General features: G+C 71.7%; 17 protein-coding genes and 1 riboswitch. Of the genes, 11 read left to right on the forward strand and 6 right to left on the reverse strand.

All coding sequences use genetic code 11. The annotated features are described in order from the left end of the window. Positions 1-53: 53 nt before the first annotated feature. The gene (locus ABD366_RS38600; RefSeq protein WP_324775629.1) at positions 54-1,436 is read right to left on the reverse strand and encodes a uracil-xanthine permease family protein; all 1,383 of its coding nucleotides are present in this window, start codon (positions 1,434-1,436) and stop codon (positions 54-56) included. Between the two features lie 257 nt (positions 1,437-1,693). Between ABD366_RS38600 and ABD366_RS38605 the strand changes: the two genes are divergently transcribed. Then, positions 1,694-2,938: an alginate lyase family protein gene (locus ABD366_RS38605; RefSeq protein WP_324775668.1), complete on the forward strand. Its 1,245-nt coding sequence runs from the start codon at positions 1,694-1,696 to the stop codon at positions 2,936-2,938. An 80-nt stretch (positions 2,939-3,018) separates the two neighbouring features. Here the strand turns inward: ABD366_RS38605 and ABD366_RS38610 are convergent, their stop codons facing one another. After that, entirely contained in the window at positions 3,019-4,221 is a 1,203-nt protein-coding gene (locus ABD366_RS38610; protein ID WP_324775631.1) for an MFS transporter, read from the reverse strand. A gap of 134 nt (positions 4,222-4,355) precedes the next feature. On the opposite strand from ABD366_RS38610, the gene ABD366_RS38615 reads away from it, so the two are divergent. After that, positions 4,356-5,540: an ROK family transcriptional regulator gene (locus tag ABD366_RS38615; RefSeq protein ID WP_324775633.1), complete on the forward strand. Its 1,185-nt coding sequence runs from the start codon at positions 4,356-4,358 to the stop codon at positions 5,538-5,540. A 94-nt stretch (positions 5,541-5,634) separates the two neighbouring features. Here the strand turns inward: ABD366_RS38615 and ABD366_RS38620 are convergent, their stop codons facing one another. Together ABD366_RS38620 and ABD366_RS38625 are read right to left on the reverse strand one after the other, a co-directional pair. Continuing rightward, positions 5,635-6,378: an SDR family oxidoreductase gene (locus ABD366_RS38620; RefSeq protein WP_324775635.1), complete on the reverse strand. Its 744-nt coding sequence runs from the start codon at positions 6,376-6,378 to the stop codon at positions 5,635-5,637. 117 nt (positions 6,379-6,495) lie between these two features. After that, a complete protein-coding gene (locus ABD366_RS38625) occupies positions 6,496-7,398 on the reverse strand; it encodes an RNA polymerase sigma-70 factor (RefSeq protein ID WP_324775637.1) in 903 nt (300 codons plus the stop codon). Positions 7,399-7,559: 161 nt separating this feature from the next. Further along, positions 7,560-7,690: riboswitch (FMN riboswitch) on the forward strand. Positions 7,691-7,864: 174 nt separating this feature from the next. Here ABD366_RS38625 and ABD366_RS38630 point away from each other — a divergent pair. The 9 genes from ABD366_RS38630 (at position 7,865) to ABD366_RS38670 (ending at position 15,458) form a co-directional block, all read left to right on the forward strand. Continuing rightward, positions 7,865-8,512, forward strand: a complete 648-nt coding sequence (locus ABD366_RS38630; protein WP_324775639.1) for a riboflavin synthase — start codon at positions 7,865-7,867, stop codon at positions 8,510-8,512. After that, positions 8,509-9,159, forward strand: a complete 651-nt coding sequence (locus tag ABD366_RS38635) for a nicotinamide mononucleotide transporter family protein (protein WP_324775641.1) — start codon at positions 8,509-8,511, stop codon at positions 9,157-9,159. Before ABD366_RS38630 ends, ABD366_RS38635 begins: the two co-directional genes overlap by 4 nt. Next, positions 9,156-10,484 (forward strand): bifunctional 3,4-dihydroxy-2-butanone-4-phosphate synthase/GTP cyclohydrolase II, encoded by a 1,329-nt coding sequence (locus tag ABD366_RS38640; protein ID WP_324775643.1) that lies wholly within the window; start codon positions 9,156-9,158, stop codon positions 10,482-10,484. Before ABD366_RS38635 ends, ABD366_RS38640 begins: the two co-directional genes overlap by 4 nt. Positions 10,485-10,530: 46 nt before the next feature. Further along, the gene (ribH, locus tag ABD366_RS38645; RefSeq protein WP_324775647.1) at positions 10,531-11,016 is read left to right on the forward strand and encodes a 6,7-dimethyl-8-ribityllumazine synthase; all 486 of its coding nucleotides are present in this window, start codon (positions 10,531-10,533) and stop codon (positions 11,014-11,016) included. Between the two features lie 34 nt (positions 11,017-11,050). Next, the gene (locus ABD366_RS38650; protein ID WP_324775649.1) at positions 11,051-11,323 is read left to right on the forward strand and encodes a phosphoribosyl-ATP diphosphatase; all 273 of its coding nucleotides are present in this window, start codon (positions 11,051-11,053) and stop codon (positions 11,321-11,323) included. 53 nt (positions 11,324-11,376) lie between these two features. After that, the gene (hisG, locus tag ABD366_RS38655; RefSeq protein ID WP_324775651.1) at positions 11,377-12,225 is read left to right on the forward strand and encodes an ATP phosphoribosyltransferase; all 849 of its coding nucleotides are present in this window, start codon (positions 11,377-11,379) and stop codon (positions 12,223-12,225) included. A 12-nt stretch (positions 12,226-12,237) separates the two neighbouring features. Continuing rightward, positions 12,238-12,687 carry a PH domain-containing protein gene (locus ABD366_RS38660; RefSeq protein WP_324775653.1) on the forward strand — a complete coding sequence of 150 codons (450 nt, stop codon included), beginning with the start codon at positions 12,238-12,240 and terminating at the stop codon, positions 12,685-12,687. A 360-nt stretch (positions 12,688-13,047) separates the two neighbouring features. Continuing rightward, positions 13,048-14,385 carry a hemolysin family protein gene (locus ABD366_RS38665; protein WP_324775655.1) on the forward strand — a complete coding sequence of 446 codons (1,338 nt, stop codon included), beginning with the start codon at positions 13,048-13,050 and terminating at the stop codon, positions 14,383-14,385. Next, complete coding sequence (locus tag ABD366_RS38670) at positions 14,382-15,458, forward strand: hemolysin family protein (protein ID WP_324775657.1); 1,077 nt, start codon at positions 14,382-14,384, stop codon at positions 15,456-15,458. Before ABD366_RS38665 ends, ABD366_RS38670 begins: the two co-directional genes overlap by 4 nt. 42 nt (positions 15,459-15,500) lie before the next feature. Here ABD366_RS38670 and ABD366_RS38675 read toward each other — a convergent pair whose 3' ends face one another. Both ABD366_RS38675 and ABD366_RS38680 read right to left on the reverse strand, forming a co-directional pair. Beyond that, positions 15,501-17,372: an AAA family ATPase gene (locus ABD366_RS38675; protein WP_324775659.1), complete on the reverse strand. Its 1,872-nt coding sequence runs from the start codon at positions 17,370-17,372 to the stop codon at positions 15,501-15,503. A gap of 405 nt (positions 17,373-17,777) precedes the next feature. Beyond that, positions 17,778-18,419, reverse strand: a complete 642-nt coding sequence (locus tag ABD366_RS38680; RefSeq protein ID WP_324775661.1) for a uridine kinase family protein — start codon at positions 18,417-18,419, stop codon at positions 17,778-17,780. Positions 18,420-18,497: the final 78 nt, after the last annotated feature.

Here is an 18,497-nt window from a genome sequence, read left to right on the forward strand (position 1 = left end):
GCCGGCCTGCCGGACGCTTCCCCATAACGAGCGAACGGCCGGCCGGTCCGGGGTTACGCCTTGTCGTTCTTGTCGTACGTCGATGTGCCCGAATCCAGCAGGGGCTCCTGCGACTTGAGGTGCGCGGGGGCCATCGCGCGCAGTGCGTGGTAGCCGGTGATCACGACGATCGTGCCGAGGGCGATACCGCTGAGGGAGAAGGTGTCGGTGAACTTCAGGGAGACGTTGCCGACGCCGATGATGATGCCCGCGGCGGCCGGCACCAGGTTCAGCGGGTTGCGCAGATCCACCTTGGCGTTGATCCAGATCTGCGCGCCGAGCAGGCCGATCATGCCGTAGAGGATGACGGTGATGCCGCCGAGGACGCCGCCCGGGATCGCCGCGACGATCGCGCCGAACTTGGGGCACAGGCCGAAGAGGAGGGCGAAACCGGCCGCCGCCCAGTAGGCCGCCGTCGAGTAGACGCGGGTCGCGGCCATGACGCCGATGTTCTCGGAGTACGTGGTGTTGGGCGGGCCGCCGACCGCGGTGGAGAGCATCGAGGCGGCGCCGTCCGCGGAGATCGCGGTGCCGAGCTTGGCGTCCAGGTTGTCGCCGGTCATCTCGCCGACGGCCTTCACGTGCCCGGCGTTCTCCGCGATCAGGGCGATGACCACGGGCAGCGCGACGAGGATCGCGGACCATTCGAAGGACGGCCCGTGGAAGGTGGGCAGGCCGATCCAGTCCGCTTTGCCGACCGCGGAGAAGTCCAGACGCCAGTGGTCGACGGCCTCGGTGCCGCCGTTGACCGAGTGGATCTTGCCGAAGATCCGGTCGAAGAGCCAGGAGATGACGTAGCCGAAGATCAGGCCGAGGAAGATCGCGATGCGTGACCAGAAACCGCGCAGGCACACCACGGCCAGACCGGTGAACAGCATCACGAGGAGCGCCGTCCACTGGTCGGCCGGCCAGTACGTGGAGGCCGTGACCGGCGCCAGGTTGAAGCCGATCAGCATGACGACCGCGCCGGTGACGATCGGCGGCATCGCGGCATGGATGATCCGCGCCCCGAACCGCTGCACCGCGACGCCCACGAGGAACAGCACGACACCGACGACGAAGACGGCCCCCGTCACGGTGGCGCTGGAGCCGCCCTGCGCCCGGATCACGGCCGCGACGCCCACGAAGGAGAGCGAACAGCCCAGGTAGCTGGGGACCCGGCCGCGCGTGGCGAGCAGGAAGATCACCGTCGCGACGCCGGACATCATGATGGCGAGGTTCGGGTCGAGCCCCATCAGGACGGGCGCGACGAACGAGGCGCCGAACATGGCGACCACGTGCTGCGCGCCGAGGCCGATCGTGCGCGGCCACGACAGCCGCTCGTCGGGGCGGACGACGGCACCGGGGGCCGGGGTGCGCCCGTCGCCGTGCAGTTTCCAGCGCACGCCGAGGTCCATGTGAGTTCTGCTTTCTGTGGTTTCCGTGGCTCGAAACGATCGCTTCATGTTAGAGGCACGTAAGTGCACGTACGTACGAGGACGTGACGCCCTTCTTGTTGCGGTGCGGGCGGAGGTCTACGCTCACTCGCACTTATCCGTGAACATCGTTCAGATACATGTCTGAGTGGAGTCGTGTGATGCGTGCAGGACCGATGCGTGCAGGACCGATGCGTGCGGGACCGATGTGTGCAGGACCGTTGCGTGCAAGACGTCGGATGCGCATCGGCGCGGCCGCGGCCGCTCTGGCGGCCGTCCTGATCCCGGCCGCGGACGCCGCCGCTCGCGAAGCAGCCCCCGGAACCGCTGTCCTCGACGGCAAGCGACTCCAGCAGACGAAGCTCCGCCTCGACCATGGCGACCGGCAACTCAGGCGTGCGGTACGGGACTTGACGACGCGCGCCGACGGATGGCTGGACCAGGGCCCGTGGACCGTCGTCGACAAGCCGAAGCCCGCGCCGGGCGGCGACGTCCACGACTACCTCAGCCAGGCCCCGTACTGGTGGCCCACCACGAGCCCCACCGCCGACAACCCCTGGGGCTGCCCGTACGTGCAGCGCGACGGGCAGCGCAACCCCGAGGTCGACACCGGCACCGACCGGCAGGACGTCGAGAAGGTCTTCGACTCCACGTACGACCTCACCCTGGCCTGGTACTACACGGGCAGGAAGCAGTATGCGGTCAAGGCCGGGCAGGTCCTGCGCACCTGGTTCCTCGACGCCGGCACGCAGATGAACCCGAACCTGGACCACGCCCAGTTCATCCCCTGCAAGTACGACGGCCGGGCCATCGGCATCATCGACTTCTCGCAGTCGTACACGAGCGTCGTCGACGCCGTCGCCCTCCTCGCCACCGGAGCCCCGGGCTGGTCGAAGGCCGACCGCGCGGGCATGGGGCAGTGGAACAAGGACTTCCTCGACTGGCTCGTGCACAGCGACTTCGGCAAGCAGGAGGGCGCCGCCGACAACAACCACGGCACCTTCTACGACATGCAGGTCGCCGCCCTCGCCTACGCGACCGGTGACCGGGATCTCGCGCGCCGCACCGTCCTCGACGCCCGCGGCAAGCGCATCGACGCGCAGATCGCGGGCGACGGCACCCAACCGCAGGAGCTCGCGCGCACCCGCAGCTGGCACTACTCGACCTTCGACCTCGTCGCCTATACGCGGCTCGCCGCCATCGGACGGCACGTCGGCGTCGACCTGTGGAGCCACGAAGGGCCCAACGGGCAGAGCCTGTTCAGGGCCGTCGACTACCTGCTGCCCGCGGCGACGGGCGAGCGTGCCTGGCCGCACCCGGAGCTGGAGTTCCACCGCTTCGCCGCGAGCGACGTCGTACAGGCCGCCGCCGACGCGGGGGACGCGGCCGCGCGCAGGGCCGTCCCGAAACTTCAGGCGCCGCCCGGCGGTGACCTGTGGGCGCTGCGGCCCGCGGCCGAGCAGCTGGACTCGATCGCCGGGTGACCCACGTCCACCGGCCCCCGACGCCTGAGCCGGGGGCCGGTGGCCGGTGGCCGGGGGCCGGTGGGAGCGTGCGGGGGACGTTACTTCGTGTGGACCACGGACGGGTCCGGCTCCGCCGCGCGGGTGCGGTCGGCGCCGCGCAGCACGCCCGCGAACACCATCAGACCGCAGGTCAGCGCCGTCACCAGCCCGAACGACACCACCAGGCTCGTAGCGTCCGCGACCGTGCCGATGGCCGACGGCGCGATGAGGCCCGAGGTGTACGTGATCGTGGCGACGCCCGCGATGGCCTGGCTCGGGTTCGGTCCGCTGCGCCCGGCCGCCGCGAAGGCGAGCGGCACGACGACCGCGATGCCGAGACCCAGCAGGCCGAAACCGGCCATCGCGACCGGCGGATTCGGGGCCAGGACCACGAGCAGCGCGCCGGCCGTGGCCATGACACCGCTCACCCGCACGGTGCGCACCGCGCCGAACCGGTCCACCACGGCGTCCCCCGCGATCCGGGCCACCGCCATGGTGAGCGTGAACGCCGTGGTGCAGGCGGCCGCGAGCCCCGCAGAGGTGTCGAGCACGTCCCGCAGATACACCGCCGACCAGTCCAGGCTCGCGCCCTCCGCGAAGACGGCGCAGAACCCGACCGCGCCGATGAGCAGCGCGGACTTCGGCGGCAGCGCGAAGCGCGGCGGCGGCTCCTCGTCCTCCGTGGGCCGCAGGTCGAGCACCCACTGGCAGGCGATGAGCCCAGCCGCCGTGAGCACCGCCGCGGCCAGCAGGTGATGCAGCCTGGCGTCGGCGCCCATGTGCGCGGCGAGCGTGCCGCCCGCCGAGCCGATGAGCGCCCCCACGCTCCACATGCCGTGCAGGCCCGACATGATCGATTTGTCGAGCCGGGTCTCGATCTCCACGCCGAGCGCGTTCATCGCCACGTCCGACATGCCGGCCGAGGCTCCGTAGACGAAGAGGACCGCGCAGAGCGTGAGCAGGTTCGGGGCGAGCGAGGGCAGGACCAGGGCCAGCGTCCACAGGGCGAGCAGCCCGCGCAGCGCCGTCCGCGCGCCGAACCGGTGGCTCACGCTGCCGGCCAGCGGCATCGCCACCGACGCGCCGATCGCCGGGAAGGCGAGCGCCAGACCCAACTGGCCCGCGCTCACGCCCGCATGGTCCTGGATCCAGGGCACGCGGGTCGCGAAAGACCCGGTCACCGCCCCGTGGACGCAGAAGACGGTCGCGACGGCATAACGCGCCCGCTTCACGTTCCCCAGCGTGTAGGTCACTTCGCTCATCCGGTGGGCCCCTCCCAGTACGTCCCCATACGCGCCCCGCGCGTGTCCCATGCGCCTCCGTAGTGGCGCGGCGCCGCCGTAAACTATCAGGAACCCTGCCTGATAGTTACCCCCTTTCGGCGTAGGATCCGGCCATGCCCGCATCGCCGAGGACTGCCCGAGCCATCAACGACCGGCTCGCGCTGCGCTTCCTCCAGGACGAAGGCCCGCTCACCGCAGGGCAGTTGAAGGACCGCACCGGCCTCTCCCGGCCCACCGTCGCCGACCTCGTCGAGCGGCTCACCGCCTCCGGGCTCGTCACCGTCGTCGGGGAGGCGGGCGCCCAGCGGCGCGGCCCGAACGCCCGGCTGTACGGGATCGTCGCCGACCGCGCGCACCTCGCGGCGCTCGACGTGCGCACCGAGGGCGTCCGGCTCGTCGTCGCCGACCTGCTCGGCGCGGTGCTCGCCCGGGCGGAGCTGCCCGTCGAGCCCGGCGAGGAGACGGGCGCCGCGGTCGAGCGTGCGGTCGCCCTCCTGGAACGTACGGCTAAGGAGGCCGGCGCCGAGCGGCTGCACACGGTCGGCGTCGGCGCCCCCGGGCTGATCGACCCGGCCTCGGGCGAGCTGCGCGACTCCTCCGGCCTGCCCGAATGGCACCGGCAGCTGGTCGCGGCGCTCCAGGAGCGGCTCCCCGCGCGGGTGCTGGTGGAGAACGAGACGAACCTCGCGGCCCTCGCCGAGCAGCGCGACGGGGCCACCGCGGACCGGGACACCTTCGTGCTGCTCTGGCTCGGCCTGGGCATCGGCGCGTCGGTCGTGCTCGACGGCAAGCTGCGGCGCGGCGCCTCCGGCGGGACCGGGGAGGTGGGGTTCCTGCCCGTGCCGGGAACGGCCGGGCTGCCCTCCGCCACCCGGTGCGACGGCGGCTTCCACTCTTTGGCCGGATCCGCCGCCCTCCTCGAACTGGCCGCCGCGCACGGCCTCGTGGGCCCCGGGCAGCCGGTGGAGCGAGCGGCCGGCGTGGTGCGGGACGCCGTGGCATCCGGCGCGGACGGGTTCCTCGACGCCCTGGCCGACCGGGTGGTCCTGGGCGCCGCCGCCGTCGTGGCGGTGCTCGACCCCGGGTGCGTGGTGCTGGCCGGGGAGGTCGGACGGGCCGGGGGCGAGGCGCTGGCGCGGCGGGTCGCGGAGCGGCTGACGGCGATGTCGCCGCTCGCGACGGAGGTACGAGCGGGAGCGCTCGGCGGCGAAGCGGTACTACGCGGCGCGCTGCTGATGGCCCGCGAGGCCGCCCAGGAGGACGTCTTCGGCCCGGGGGGCCGGGGGGCCGCCGCCTAGGGGCGGGGGCGGGTGCCCGCTGCCGGGAGTGGGGGACCGGGCGCCCGTCGTCGGGAGCTGAGCCCCGGATGCCCGGCGCCCGGCCTCGCCCGGGTCAGCGCGTGACGCGCTTGTCCAGGTACTCCTCGAACGTGCCCTTGCCCACGGCCTGTTCCGGGGCCAGATGGCCGCCCGTGCGGAACGAGCGGTACGTCTTGCCCGCCAGCGGAACGCTGAGCACCGGTCGCCGCTTGCCCTCCGCACGCAGATACGCACGGGCCAGGTCGGGGAACGAGCGGACCTCGGGCCCGCCCATGTCGGCCACCCGCCCCGCGGGCGCGCCGAGCGCCAGCTCGGCCAGCCGGTCCGCCACTTCGGCCACCTCGATCGGCTGGTCGTCGATGTGCGCGGGGAGCAGCATCACCGGCGACTTCGCGAAGCTCTCCAGCATCGTGCGGACGAGATCGTGGAACTGCGTCGTGCGCAGCACCGTCCAGCCGAGCCCGGACTCCTCGATCAGCCACTCCACCGCGTGCTTCGCCTTGTAGTAGCCGAGCGGCACCCGGTCCACGCCGACGATCGAGATGTAGACGAGGTGCGGTACACCGGCCCCGCGCGCGGCCTCGATCAGATGGCGCGCCGCCCGCTCGTCACCGCCCCGCGGCGTCGAGGCGCAGTGCACGATCGCGTCCACACCGTCGACGGCCCGGCCCAGCGCGGGCCCGCCCTCCCGCAGGTCCACCGCGTACGGCTCGGCGCTCCGGCTCAGCACCCGCACCTCGTGCCCGTCGCCGCGCAGCCGCTCGGTGACGAGCCGGCCGAGCGTTCCGGTACCCCCGGTCACCAGGATCGTGGTCACCGCTGCATCAGCTCCTTCGGACGCGGGACGCTCCCTCGTGGAGCGCCCGTCACCAGCTGAGAACCGACGGGACGGCGCGAACGTGACAACCGTGGGGGACCAATTTCGGGCGGGGGTTCAGGATGCGGCCAGTTGCCGGGTGACGAACCCGAGTTTGTCCGGGTTCATCACGGCCCGCGCGGTCACGATGGCGCCCTCGCGCACATCGAACGTGACGACCGCGAAGACCGCGTCCCCGGTCGTGGCGACCACCGCCGCGTCCCCGTTGACCTCGGCGACCGTGACCTCCAGGTCCGCCGGGAACCGCTCCCGGGTGCCGAGCAGGAACCGCAGCACCTTCTCGCGCCCCTCGACCGGCCGGCGCGCGGCGCTGACCTTGCCGCCGCCATCGCCCCACCAGCTCACATCGGCGGCCAGGGTCTTCTCCAGGGCCGTCAGATCACCGGCCCGGGCGGCCCCGACGAACGCCTCCACCAACTCGCGGTGCACCCGCTCGGACGGCTCGAACCTGGCGTCCGGCGTCGTGACCCGGGCCGCCGCCCGCCGGTACAGCTGACGGCAGTTCGCCTCGCCCAGGCCGAGGACCCCGGCGATCTCCCGGTAGTCGTACGCGAACGCCTCCCGCAGCACGTACACCGCCCGCTCCGTCGGGGTCAGCTTCTCCAGGAGCAGCAGCAGGGCGTACGACACGGAGTCGCGGCGCTCGGCCGACTCCATCGGGCCGAGCGTGCCGTCCGAGGTGAGGACGGGCTCGGGCAGCCAGGGGCCCGCGTACTGCTCACGCCGGACGCGGGCCGAGGTGAGGCGGTTGAGGCAGAGGTTCGTGACGACCTTGGCGAGCCAGCCACCCAGATGCCCGACCGCCCCCGGCTCGGTGGCGCTCAGCCGCAGGTACGCGTCCTGGACCGTGTCCTGCGCCTCCTCGGCGGAACCCAGCATCCGGTAGGCGAGCCCGAACATCCGCGGGCGAAGGCTCTCGAACTCCTCGGCCGTCCGGCCCGGTTCTGGCGAAGTCGTCACGCCCTCAGCCTGCCAGAACGGCTCGCAGGGCCCGCGATCAGGCAGGCCGGCCGGTATTCCCGGTCACCGGCGAAAACCATCGAAGTGGCCTGTGAGTCAGCCCACAGCATTCGCATGCATGCACATCGATCGGACGTGGCACACTGGCCGTGTACCAGAAGCAGCGCACTCCGGGGTCGGTGAAAGTCCGAACCGGCGGTTACAGTCCGCGACCCGGTCACTTCCAGTGGCCGGTTGACCAGGTGAAATTCCTGGACCGACGGTTAAAGTCCGGATGGGAGGCAGTGCGCGGCGGGCGGGCACCTCTCGGTGCGCGTCGCCGTCTGTTTCGGGCATCGTCCACCCCAGGTGGGCGGTCCCGTCGTTCGGTGTCGCTCCCGGTGACCGGTGTCGCAGCCCGTACGTTCTGTCGTCGTCGAACGACAGTGCCCCGGAGTCCACGCCCCGAAGAGGGAGGACCCGGGAAGTGTTCACCGGAATCGTCGAAGAGCTGGGCGAGATCACGGCGGTCGAGAATTTCGGCAGCCCGGTCGAGGCATCCCGCTTCCGCGTCCGCGGCCCCGTCGTCACCGAAGGCGCCAAGCACGGTGACTCCATCGCGGTCAACGGGGTCTGTCTCACGGTCGTGGAGCACGACGGCGACTCGTTCACGGCGGACGTCATGGCCGAGACCCTCAAGCGCTCCAGCCTCGGCGCGCTGGGCACGGGCTCCCGCGTCAACCTCGAACGGCCGATGATCGCCGACGGCCGCTTCGGCGGCCACATCGTGCAGGGCCACGTCGACGGCACCGGCACGATCATCGAGCGCCTCCCCTCCACGCACTGGGAGATCGTCAAGATCTCGCTCCCCGCCGAGCTGGCCCGCTACGTCGTCGAGAAGGGCTCCATCACCGTCGACGGCGTGAGCCTGACCGTCGTCGAGGCGGGCGCCGACTACTTCACCCTCAGCCTCATCCCCACCACCCTCGACCTGACCACGCTCGGCATCAAGCAGCCCGGCGACCCGGTCAACCTCGAGGTCGACGTCCTCGCGAAATACGTCGAGCGGATGCTCGGTTACCAGGGCAGCGACCGGGAGAACGGCCGGGAAGGCACTCAGGGGGGCACCCAGTGAACTGGCTCAACACCGAAGCGTTCACCCTCTTCGACCAGCACATCCTCTGGTCGGACATGATCGGCAACACCATCGGCCTGATCGCTCTCGCGCTCGGCTGGCGCCGCTCCATCTGGACCTGGCCCGCCCAGCTGATATCCGGCGCGATCCTGCTGACCGCGTTCGCCACCGCCCACCTCTCCGGCAGCGCGGGCAAGCAGCTCGTCGTCATCGTCGTCGCCCTCTTCGGCTGGTGGCAGTGGAACCGCGGCAAGGGCACGGCGCAGGACGGCTCGATCGCCGTCCGGTTCGCCACCTGGCGCGAGCGCGGCGCGCTCGTCGGCGCCGCGGCTCTCGGCACCCTCGCCGTCGGCGGCCTGTTCACCGCGTTCCCGACGCTGTCCTGGGACCCGTGGCCGGACGCGTACATCTTCGTCGGCACCGTCGTGGCCATGTACGCCCAGGCCCGCGGCATGGTCGAGTTCTGGTTCGCCTGGCTCCTCGTCGACCTCGTCGGCGTCCCGCTGAACTTCGCCAACGGCTTCGCCTTCTCCGGCTTCGTCTACGTCATCTACGGCGCGCTCGTCCTGTGGGGCATGCGCGACTGGTGGCTGCGGTCCCGCGCCGCCGCGGCCACCGCCCCCGCGCTCGAAGGAGCCCACGCATGAGCACCGCAGCCCACCTGTACGACGTGTCCGCCGATGCCGACCTGAGCCTCGACCCGGTCGAGCAGGCCCTGCGCGACATCGCCGCGGGCCGCCCCGTCGTGGTCGTCGACGACGAGGACCGGGAGAACGAGGGCGACCTCGTCGTCGCCGCCGAGAAGATCACGCCCGAGATCGTCGCCTTCATGATGAGCGAGTGCCGCGGCCTGATCTGCGCCCCCATGGAGGGCGACGAACTGGACCGGCTCGACCTCCCGCAGATGGTCGGCAACAACACCGAGTCGATGAAGACCGCGTTCACCGTCTCCGTCGACGCGTCCGGCGCGCACGGCGTCACCACCGGCATCTCCGCCGCCGACCGCGCCGCCACGCTCCGCCTCCTCGCGGGCGGCACCGCGCAGCCGGGCGACTTCGTCCGCCCCGGCCACATCTTCCCGCTGCGCGCCAAGGCGGGCGGTGTCCTGGCCAGGAACGGCCACACCGAGGCCGCCGTCGACCTCGCCCGCCTCGCGGGCCTGCGCCCCGCCGGCGCCATCGTCGAGATCGCCGGTGAGGACGGCGTCATGCTGCGCCTGCCCGAGCTGATCCCGTTCGCCCGCAAGCACGGCCTGACGATCATCTCCATCGAGGACCTGATCGCCTACCGCCGCTCCGCCGAGCCCACGGTCAAGCGCGAGGCCACCGTCCAACTCCCCACCGCCTTCGGAGAGTTCACGGCGTACGGCTACCGCTCCACGGTCGACGGCGTCGAGCACGTCGCCCTCGTCCACGGCGAGGTGGGTGACACCCCAGGCGACACAGGCGACACACACGACACGGACGACACCGAGCCCGTCCTCGTGCGCATCCACTCCGAGTGCCTTACCGGCGACGTCTTCCACTCGCTGCGCTGCGACTGCGGCCCCCAGCTGGAGGAATCCATGCGCCGCATCGTGGAGAACGGGCGGGGCGTGGTCGTCTACCTGCGCGGCCACGAGGGCCGCGGCATCGGCCTGCTCTCCAAGCTGCGCGCCTACGAGCTCCAGGAGCGCGGCCGTGACACCCTCGACGCCAACCTGGAGCTGGGCCTGCCCGCCGACGCCCGCGACTACGCGGCCGGCGCCCAGATCCTCGATGACCTGGGCGTGCGCACCGTGCGCCTGATGACCAACAACCCCGACAAGACCGACGCCCTCACCCGGCACGGCCTCACGGTCACCGCCCGCGAACCGATGCCGATCACGGCAGGCGAGCACAACCTGCGCTACCTGCGCACCAAGCGGGACCGGATGGGCCACGACCTGCCCTGGCTGGACACGCCCAAGACGTCCGCCTGCACCGACCAGTAACTCTGCAACCCCCTTAATTCATCTACGTACGTACGAGGAGAAGCGCGTGAGCGGCAAGGGTGCCCCCGAACTGAGTGTGAAGAACTGCGGCGACCTGCGCGTGGCCGTCATCGCCGCCCAGTGGCACGAGAAGGTCATGGACGGTCTCGTCGACGGCGCCCTGCGCGCCCTGACCGAGCTGGGCATCAGCGAGCCCACCGTGCTTCGCGTCCCCGGCAGCTTCGAGCTGCCGGTCGTCGCCAAGGTCCTCGCGGGCCGCGGTTACGACGCGATCGTCGCGCTCGGCGTCGTCATCCGTGGCGGCACCCCGCACTTCGAGTACGTGTGCCAGGGCGTCACCCAGGGCCTCACCCAGGTCTCCATCGACACCGGCGTCCCCGTCGGCTTCGGCGTGCTGACCTGCGACACCGAGGAGCAGGCCTTGGACCGCGCGGGCATCGAGGGCTCCCGCGAGGACAAGGGGCACGAAGCGGTCACCGCGGCCGTGGCCACCGCCACCACGCTGCGTACCGTCTCCGAGCCCTGGCGTTAACGGCTCGGCAGGGCCGCGTAAAGTAGGGACCACCATGTCCAATAAGACGTTCGAGGAGCTCTTCACCGAGCTCCAGCAGAAGGCCGCCACCGGCGACCCCGCCACTTCCCGCACCGCAGAGCTGGTCGGCAAGGGCGTCCATGCCATCGGCAAGAAGGTCGTCGAGGAGGCCGCCGAAGTCTGGATGGCGGCCGAGCACGAGGGCAAGGAAGCCGCCGCCGAGGAGATCTCGCAGCTGCTCTACCACGTCCAGGTGATGATGGTCGCCCGCGGCATCTCCCTCGACGACGTGTACGCCCACCTCTGAGCCGGCCCGCCGCGCTCGCCCAACCCACCCTTCACGCAAAGGAATCCGACCTCATGCTGCGCATCGCCGTCCCGAACAAGGGTTCACTGTCCGGACCTGCGTCGGCGATGCTCCATGAGGCCGGATACCGCCAGCGCAAGGAATCCAAGGAACTCGTCACGGTCGACCCGGGCAACGAGGTCGAGTTCTTCTACCTGCGCCCCAAGGACATCGCGATCTACGTGTCCTCGGGCAAGCTCGACATCGGCCTCACCGGCCAGGACCTGCTGATCGACTCCGGGGCCAACGCCGAGACGATCCTGCCGCTCGGCTTCGCCCGCTCCACCTTCCGCTTCGCCTCCCGGCCCGGCGCCGTCAAGGACCTCGCCGACCTGGCGGGCAAGACGATCGCCACGTCGTACGAGGGCATCGTCGGCAAGTACCTCGCCGAGCACGGCGTGGACGCCTCCGTCGTGCACCTCGACGGCGCCGTGGAGACCGCCATCGAGCTCGGTGTCGCCGACGCCATCGCGGACGTCGTGGAGACCGGCACCTCGCTGCGCAACGCGGGCCTTGAGGTCTTCGGCGAGCCGATCATGAAGTCCGAGGCGTGCGTCATCCGCCGCAAGGGCGAGGGCTCCGAGGACCCCAAGGTGCAGCAGTTCCTGCGCCGGCTCCAGGGAGTCCTGGTCGCCCGTACGTACGTGATGATGGATTACGACTGCCGCGCCGAGCACCTGGAGAAGGCCGTCGCCCTCACCCCGGGCCTCGAGTCGCCGACCGTCTCGCCGCTGCACAACGAGGGCTGGGTCGCCGTGCGCGCCATGGTCCCCGCCAAGGACGCGCAGCGCATCATGGACGACCTGTACGCCCTGGGCGCGCGGGCCATCCTCACCACGGCCATCCACGCCTGCCGCCTCTAGGGACCGCGAGCCATGCCCGAGCCCCTCGACCCTCCCGCCCTTCCCGTCACCTTCCGGCCCGGGCGCACCCGCGTCATCCTGCACGCGCTCGGCGCCGCCTGCTTCGTCGTGATCACCGTCATCGCGCTGGTCCTGGACACCATGAGCCCGGCGGAGCGGACCAGCTTCGTCTTCACCGCGGCCCTGTTCTGGGGCGTCCTCGGGCTGCTCGCGCGGCCCAAGGTCGTCGCCGACGAGGACGGCGTCACCGTCGTCAACATCGCCCGCAGCCGGCGCCTCGCCTGGGCGGAGATCGTCCAGGTCAACCTGCGCCCCGGCGACCCCTGGGTGTTCCTGAACCTGACCGACGGCACCAGCCTGGCCGCGATGGGCATCCAGCCCGGCATCGCCCGCCAGAGCGCCATCCGCGATGCCAAGGCCCTGCGCGCCCTGACCGAGTCCCGAACCGGGGTCCAGGGCTGACTCAGGCCACCGCGCCCTGCCGGGCGACCTCCGGGTCCCCAGCCGGTGTGGGTCGGTTCGTGGTGGTCGGCGTTCGGTTCGTCCCCAGCCGGAGTGGTCGGTTCGTGGCGGTCGGGGTCCGGGTTCGGGGTTGTGTCGGGGTCCGGGCCCCTGACGCCCGCCCCCCGGACTTGATTAATCTGGTGGGGGAGCGTGCGTCGTGTGCACGCTCCGCCCCTGACGCGCCCGGACGGGTGGCCGGGGGTTCCTGCTAGTCAAGGAGTGACTCCCTCCAGCGATGGACGGATCGTCCGGCAGTACCTGCGCCGCCCCCTCCCGACATAGCGCGCCTCTCGCGCGTACGTCCCCGGAGGCGGCGGCATGACCATCCCGTTGCTGCTCCTCGCGGCAGCCCTCCTCCTGATCCTCGCCAACGGATTCTTCGTGGCGGCCGAGTTCGGCCTCGTCACCGTCGAACGCCAGGACGCCCAACAGGCGGCGGACGCCGGCGACAAGCGCGCCCGCACCGTCGTCGAAGCCCTCAAGGAGCTGTCCTTCCAGCTCTCCGGCACGCAGCTCGGCATCACCATCACCTCACTGGTCGTCGGCATGCTCGCCGAACCGGCCCTCGCCGAACTGCTGCACGGACCCTTCACCGCCCTCGGCCTCCCCGAGGGCGCCGTCGGCGGCGCCTCCGTCGTCGTCGGCATGCTGCTCGCGTCCGCCGTGCAGATGGTGATCGGCGAACTGGTCCCGAAGAACTGGGCGGTCTCCAGGCCGCTCCAGGTGGCCCGCTTCGTGGCAGGCCCCCAGCACGCCTTCGCCCGCCTCTTCCGCCCGGTCATCGCCCTGCTCAACACGGTCGCGAACCGCCTCGTGCGGATGCTCGGCGTCGAACCGGCCGACGAACTGGCCTCCGCCCGCACCCCGGGCGAACTGGTCTCACTCGCCCGGCACTCCGCACAGGCGGGTGCCCTCGAGCAGGACACGGCCGACCTGTTCGTGCGCACCCTGTCCCTCGGTGAGCTGACCGCGCAGCACGTCATGACGCCGCGCGTGAAGGTCAGCGCGCTCCAGTCCTCCGCGACCGCGGAGGACGTCATCAACCTGACCCGCGCCACCGGCCTCTCCCGCTTCCCCGTCTACCGGGAGCGGATCGACGAGGTCATCGGCATGGTCCACCTCAAGGACGCCCTCGCGATGTCGGCGCACGAGCGGCTGCGCACGCCCGTCGTCCGGATCGCACAGGCCCCGCTCATGGTCCCTGAGTCCCTCCCCGTCCAGCCGCTCCTCGCGCGCCTGCGCAGCGAGCAGCCCATCGCCGTCGTCGTCGACGAGTACGGCGGCACGGCCGGGGTCGTCACCCTGGAGGACATCGTGGAGGAACTCGTCGGCGAGGTCCGCGACGAGCACGACCGGCTCGACCTGCCCGAACTGGCGGCGGCTCCGCCCGAGGACGGCCGGCCCGCCTGGGAGGCCGACGGCAGCTGCCGCGTGGACATCCTGCGCCGCATAGGCCTCGACGTCCCCGAAGGCCCCTACGAGACCGTGGCCGGCCTGGTCGCCGATCTCCTGGGCCGCATCCCCGCCCCCGGCGACCGGGCGGAACTGCCCGGCTGGCGCCTCTCCGTGCGCCAGGTCGGCCACTACCGGGCCGAGCGGGTCCGTATCGTCAAGCTCGCGGACGTTCCGCAGGCACTCCTCGAGGTGGCCCGATGAACGCCCTGCAACTCTTCTTCGCGGGCCTGCTGGTGCTGGCCAACGGCTTCTTCGTCGGCGCGGAGTTCGCCCTGGTCTCGGTCCGCCGCAGCCAGATCGAACCCCTCCCCGGCAAGCGGGCCCGCCAGGTCCTGTACGGCCTGGAGCACCTGCCGCAGATGATGGCGGCGGCCCAGTTCGGCATCACCGTCTGCTCGCTGACGCTGGGCGCGGTGGCGGAGCCCACGGTGGCGAAGCTGCTGGAACCCGTCTTCGAGGCGATCCACATCCCGCACGGTGTGATCCACCCGCTGGGCTACGTCATCGCGCTGGCGGCGGTGGTCTCCCTGCACCTCGTCATCGGCGAGATGGTGCCGAAGAACCTGGCGATGGCGGCGCCCGAGAAGACCGCGCTCTGGTTCAGCCCGGGCCTGGTCGCCTTCGCCCGGCTCTGCAAGCCGGTCACGATCGCGCTCGGCGCCTGCGCCCGCCTGGTCCTGAAGCTGTTCAGGGTGGAGCCGAAGGACGAGGTCGAAGCGGTCTTCACCAGCGAGCAGCTCAACCGCCTGGTGGAGGACTCCGGGCAGGCCGGTCTGCTCGGCCCCGAGGAGCAGGAGCGCCTGGAGGACGCCCTGGAGCTGGGCTCCCGCCCGGTCACCGACGTCCTCCTGGCCCGCTCGGACCTGGTCACGGTCGGCCCCTCCGTCACCCCGGCGGAGATCATCGCGCTGACGGCCCGTACGGGCTACTCCCGGTTCCCGGTCTGCGCGGACGGCGGCGCCTTCATGGGCTACCTGCACATCAAGGACGTCCTGGACCTCATCGACGGCCCCGACACGGACCGCGCCGTCCCGCAGCAGATCTGGCGGCCCATGACGACGCTGCGCGCCGAACTGCCCCTGGACGACGCCCTCACGGTGATGCGCCGGGCCGCCACGCACCTGGCCCAGGTGGCGGACGCGGCGGGCCGTGTCCTCGGCCTGGTCGCGCTGGAGGACGTCCTGGAGCTCCTTGTGGGCGAGGTCCGCGATCCGGCGCACCGGGACGAACCGCAGGTCCCTGCGGCCCGCAGGAAGCAGGAGGCGCTCACCTGAGAGGCTGCCTTCGAACGACCGGGTGAGACGGCCGCAGGCTCCCTACATCGCGGGATCCTGCGGCCCCCTCCCGGACAGCACCTCCCCGTACGCCTGCATGAGGTCGGGCAGCCGCAGGGTGGCCAGGTCGTCCCGGGAGGGATCGGTCAGGTATCCGGTGAGCCGCAGGTCCCGGTACGCGCACGACTTCTCGTACAGCGTCCGCAGGAACCGCCCGTTGCCCAGCTCGTCGATCCACCCCTGCTCCACCACGTGCCCGGCGATGGAGCGCAGCTCGTCGAGCGCCTCCTCGTCCCACGCGTCCCCGTTCTCCGCCGCCAGCACCTCGCCGATCGACGTCAGTTCCAGCGGACGGTACGAGGGGAAGTCGACCCGTGACGTGAAGCGCGAGGACAGCCCGGGGTTGGCCGCGAGCAGCCGGTCCATGCCCTCCGGATAGCCGGCCAGGATCACCACGAGGTGGTCGCGGTTGTCCTCGGCCCGCTTCAGCAGGACCTGCAGCGCCTCGTCGCCGTACGCGTCGCCCTTGCCGTACCCGGAGTTGGACAGCGCGTACGCCTCGTCGACGAAGAGCACCCCGCCGAGCGCCGAGTCGATCAGCTCGTTCGCCTTCACCGCGGTCTGGCCCAGGTACTCGCCCACCAGATCCGCGCGCTGTGCCTCCACGAGGTGGTCGCCGCCGAGCAGTCCGAGGGCGTAGAACACCCGGCCGAGGATCCGGGCGACCGTCGTCTTGCCGGTGCCCGACGGGCCCGAGAAGACGAAGTGGCGTTTCGGCGGCTGGACCGGCAGACCCTGCCCGGCGCGCAGACGCGCCATGTTCAGCTGCGCGGAGAGCGCCTTGACCTGGCGCTTGACGGGCTCCAGGCCCACCATCAGCTCCAGTTCGGAGAGCGCCTCCTCAAGCAGCACCGGATCGGCGGGGCCCGGCGGCAGCGGCACCTCGACCGGCACCACCGCCTTCTCCCGGACCATGTCGGGGTCCTCCGGGCCCGCGCCGCCCGGCGGCGGCAGATCGGGCTCGGTGACCTTCAGATCCAGCCCGTCGCTCGCGTACAGCGGCTCGGCCGACTCGCCGCCGTCCATCCCGTCCTGATAGCCCGTCAGCGCGAGCGGGGCCAGGTCCGGGCCGTCCGGGAAGTCCCCATACCCATCGCCCTCGGCGATCGCCGCGAGCCGCGCCGAGGTGTCCATGAACGCCGGGTCGACCCGGTGCACGGCCCGGTACAGCGGCATCGCCGCCGCCGAACGACCGGTGCCCTCGTGCGCCCTGGCCAGCCAGTACCGCAGCTCCTTGCGCTGCGGCTGCTCGCTGCGGCAGCGCATCAGGGCCGAGGAGAGCAGCGGCTCCGCCTGCCCGTACATCTCCAGGCGCACCCGTGCCATCCCGCCGAAGAGCCCGGCCTCGATACCGAGCATCGGATCGTCGATCAAGGAGTCGGTCTGCCGGACCAACTGGTCCCAGTCCTTGACCAGGTACGCCCGGCAGGCGTGCAGGAAGCGCACCTGCGGATCCGCGTCGGCCGGCGGCAGCGTCGAAAGCGCCCGGTCCAGCTCCGGCACATGGCGTCCGTCGAGCCAGTGCGAGGCGTGCGCGAGGAGCAGGTCGCGCGGATGCTCCAGGACCGGCTGCACCCACCAGCCGAGCCAGTACCAGGAGTTGAGCGTGCGGCGATGCCGCGTGCGCTGCTCCCCGAACCGGTCGCGGTGCCGGAACATCCGCAGCAGTGCCGTCGTCGTGTCGATACGCAGCGCGTGCAGCCCGAGCCAGCCGTCGGCCATCCCCGGATCCAGGCGTACAGCGGCCCGGAACTCCTCCTCCGCCTGCGGATACGCGCCCATCGTGTACGCGTCGACGCCCCGCAGCCAGGCGAGGTCGGCCGGGCCCGTCGGCGCACCGGTGCCGAAGTCCATCACGTCCCCCACAAGCCGTGCCCCCGATGAACCGCATTGTCATGGACGGGAGTTGTCACGATGCGGACAGGAACCGCTCCTTGGCCGCACCGAAGGCATCGTACCTGCGGGGGGCTGGTCGGCCGTAGGGCGCGACAGTGCCGGATCGCTGGGAGAGCCAGGGATTTCGCGCAGGTGAGCGCGGTGCCGCTTGGTGACCCTGGGTGAACGGCGAGCGCCTCGGCGCGGCCGGGAAAGGGCATTGCGGGCAGAACGAAGCCCCCGATCACGGGGGAACAACCGGGGGCTTCGCGTCTCGGGGCGGTCCCGAAAGGCCGCACATTGAGAACGTAAGTCCTGTACGGCCCCTGGGTCAAGCAGAGTTGAGGCACTCCGGGAAAGTGGCGGAAGGCCATTCTGAGGGGGTCAGCGCACCGCTGGCGGTTCATCACCCTGAGTGACGGTCGGGCGGTCGCGCGGTCCGCCACCGAGCCCCTCGCGCACCTCGTACCCCTGCGGGCACTCTCGTACCAATTCGTCGGCGAAGGGCCTGGACGGGTCCCGCGCGAAGTGCTCGCGTTCCGCTGGGATCCAGCCGTCCCAGAAGGCGTCCTGCGCCGCACCGTCCCGGGCCCGCCCGCGCGCCCACGACGTCTCGTCCGGCAGATCCATCCACAACAGCCGCGCCAGGGCGGGCCGCAGAGCGCGCCGGCCCGCGCCGACGCCCTCGACCAGGACCACGTCCGCGGGCGGCAGCGCCGCCACGGTGTCGAAGCGCCGGGCGTGCCAGTCGTAGGTCTCGTAGTGCGCCGTGTCGCCCCGGGAGAGCGGGCCGAGCACCTGCTCGCGCAGCCGGTCCGTCCAGGCGAAGAGGGCGTCGTGGCTCGCGAGGTCGTCGAGCCGCAGCACCGGCGCGCCGCCGAGCGCCTCGGCGAGCCGCACCGCGAACGTCGACTTCCCGGAACCCGCGTGCCCGTCGATGCCGACGAGGCGCACGGGGCCGCAGGAGGCGGGCAGCCGGCGGACGCGGTCGGCGTACTGGCCGAGAGGCAGGCGACGTGGGTTCACGGCGGCAAGGGTACGTCGGGCCCTGCCGGGGTTTCATATGCGCCGCCGCAGGTCATTCCAGTGGTGGAGACCAATATT

Source organism: Streptomyces kunmingensis (genome assembly GCF_039533535.1).
GTDB lineage: Bacteria > Actinomycetota > Actinomycetes > Streptomycetales > Streptomycetaceae > Streptomyces > Streptomyces kunmingensis.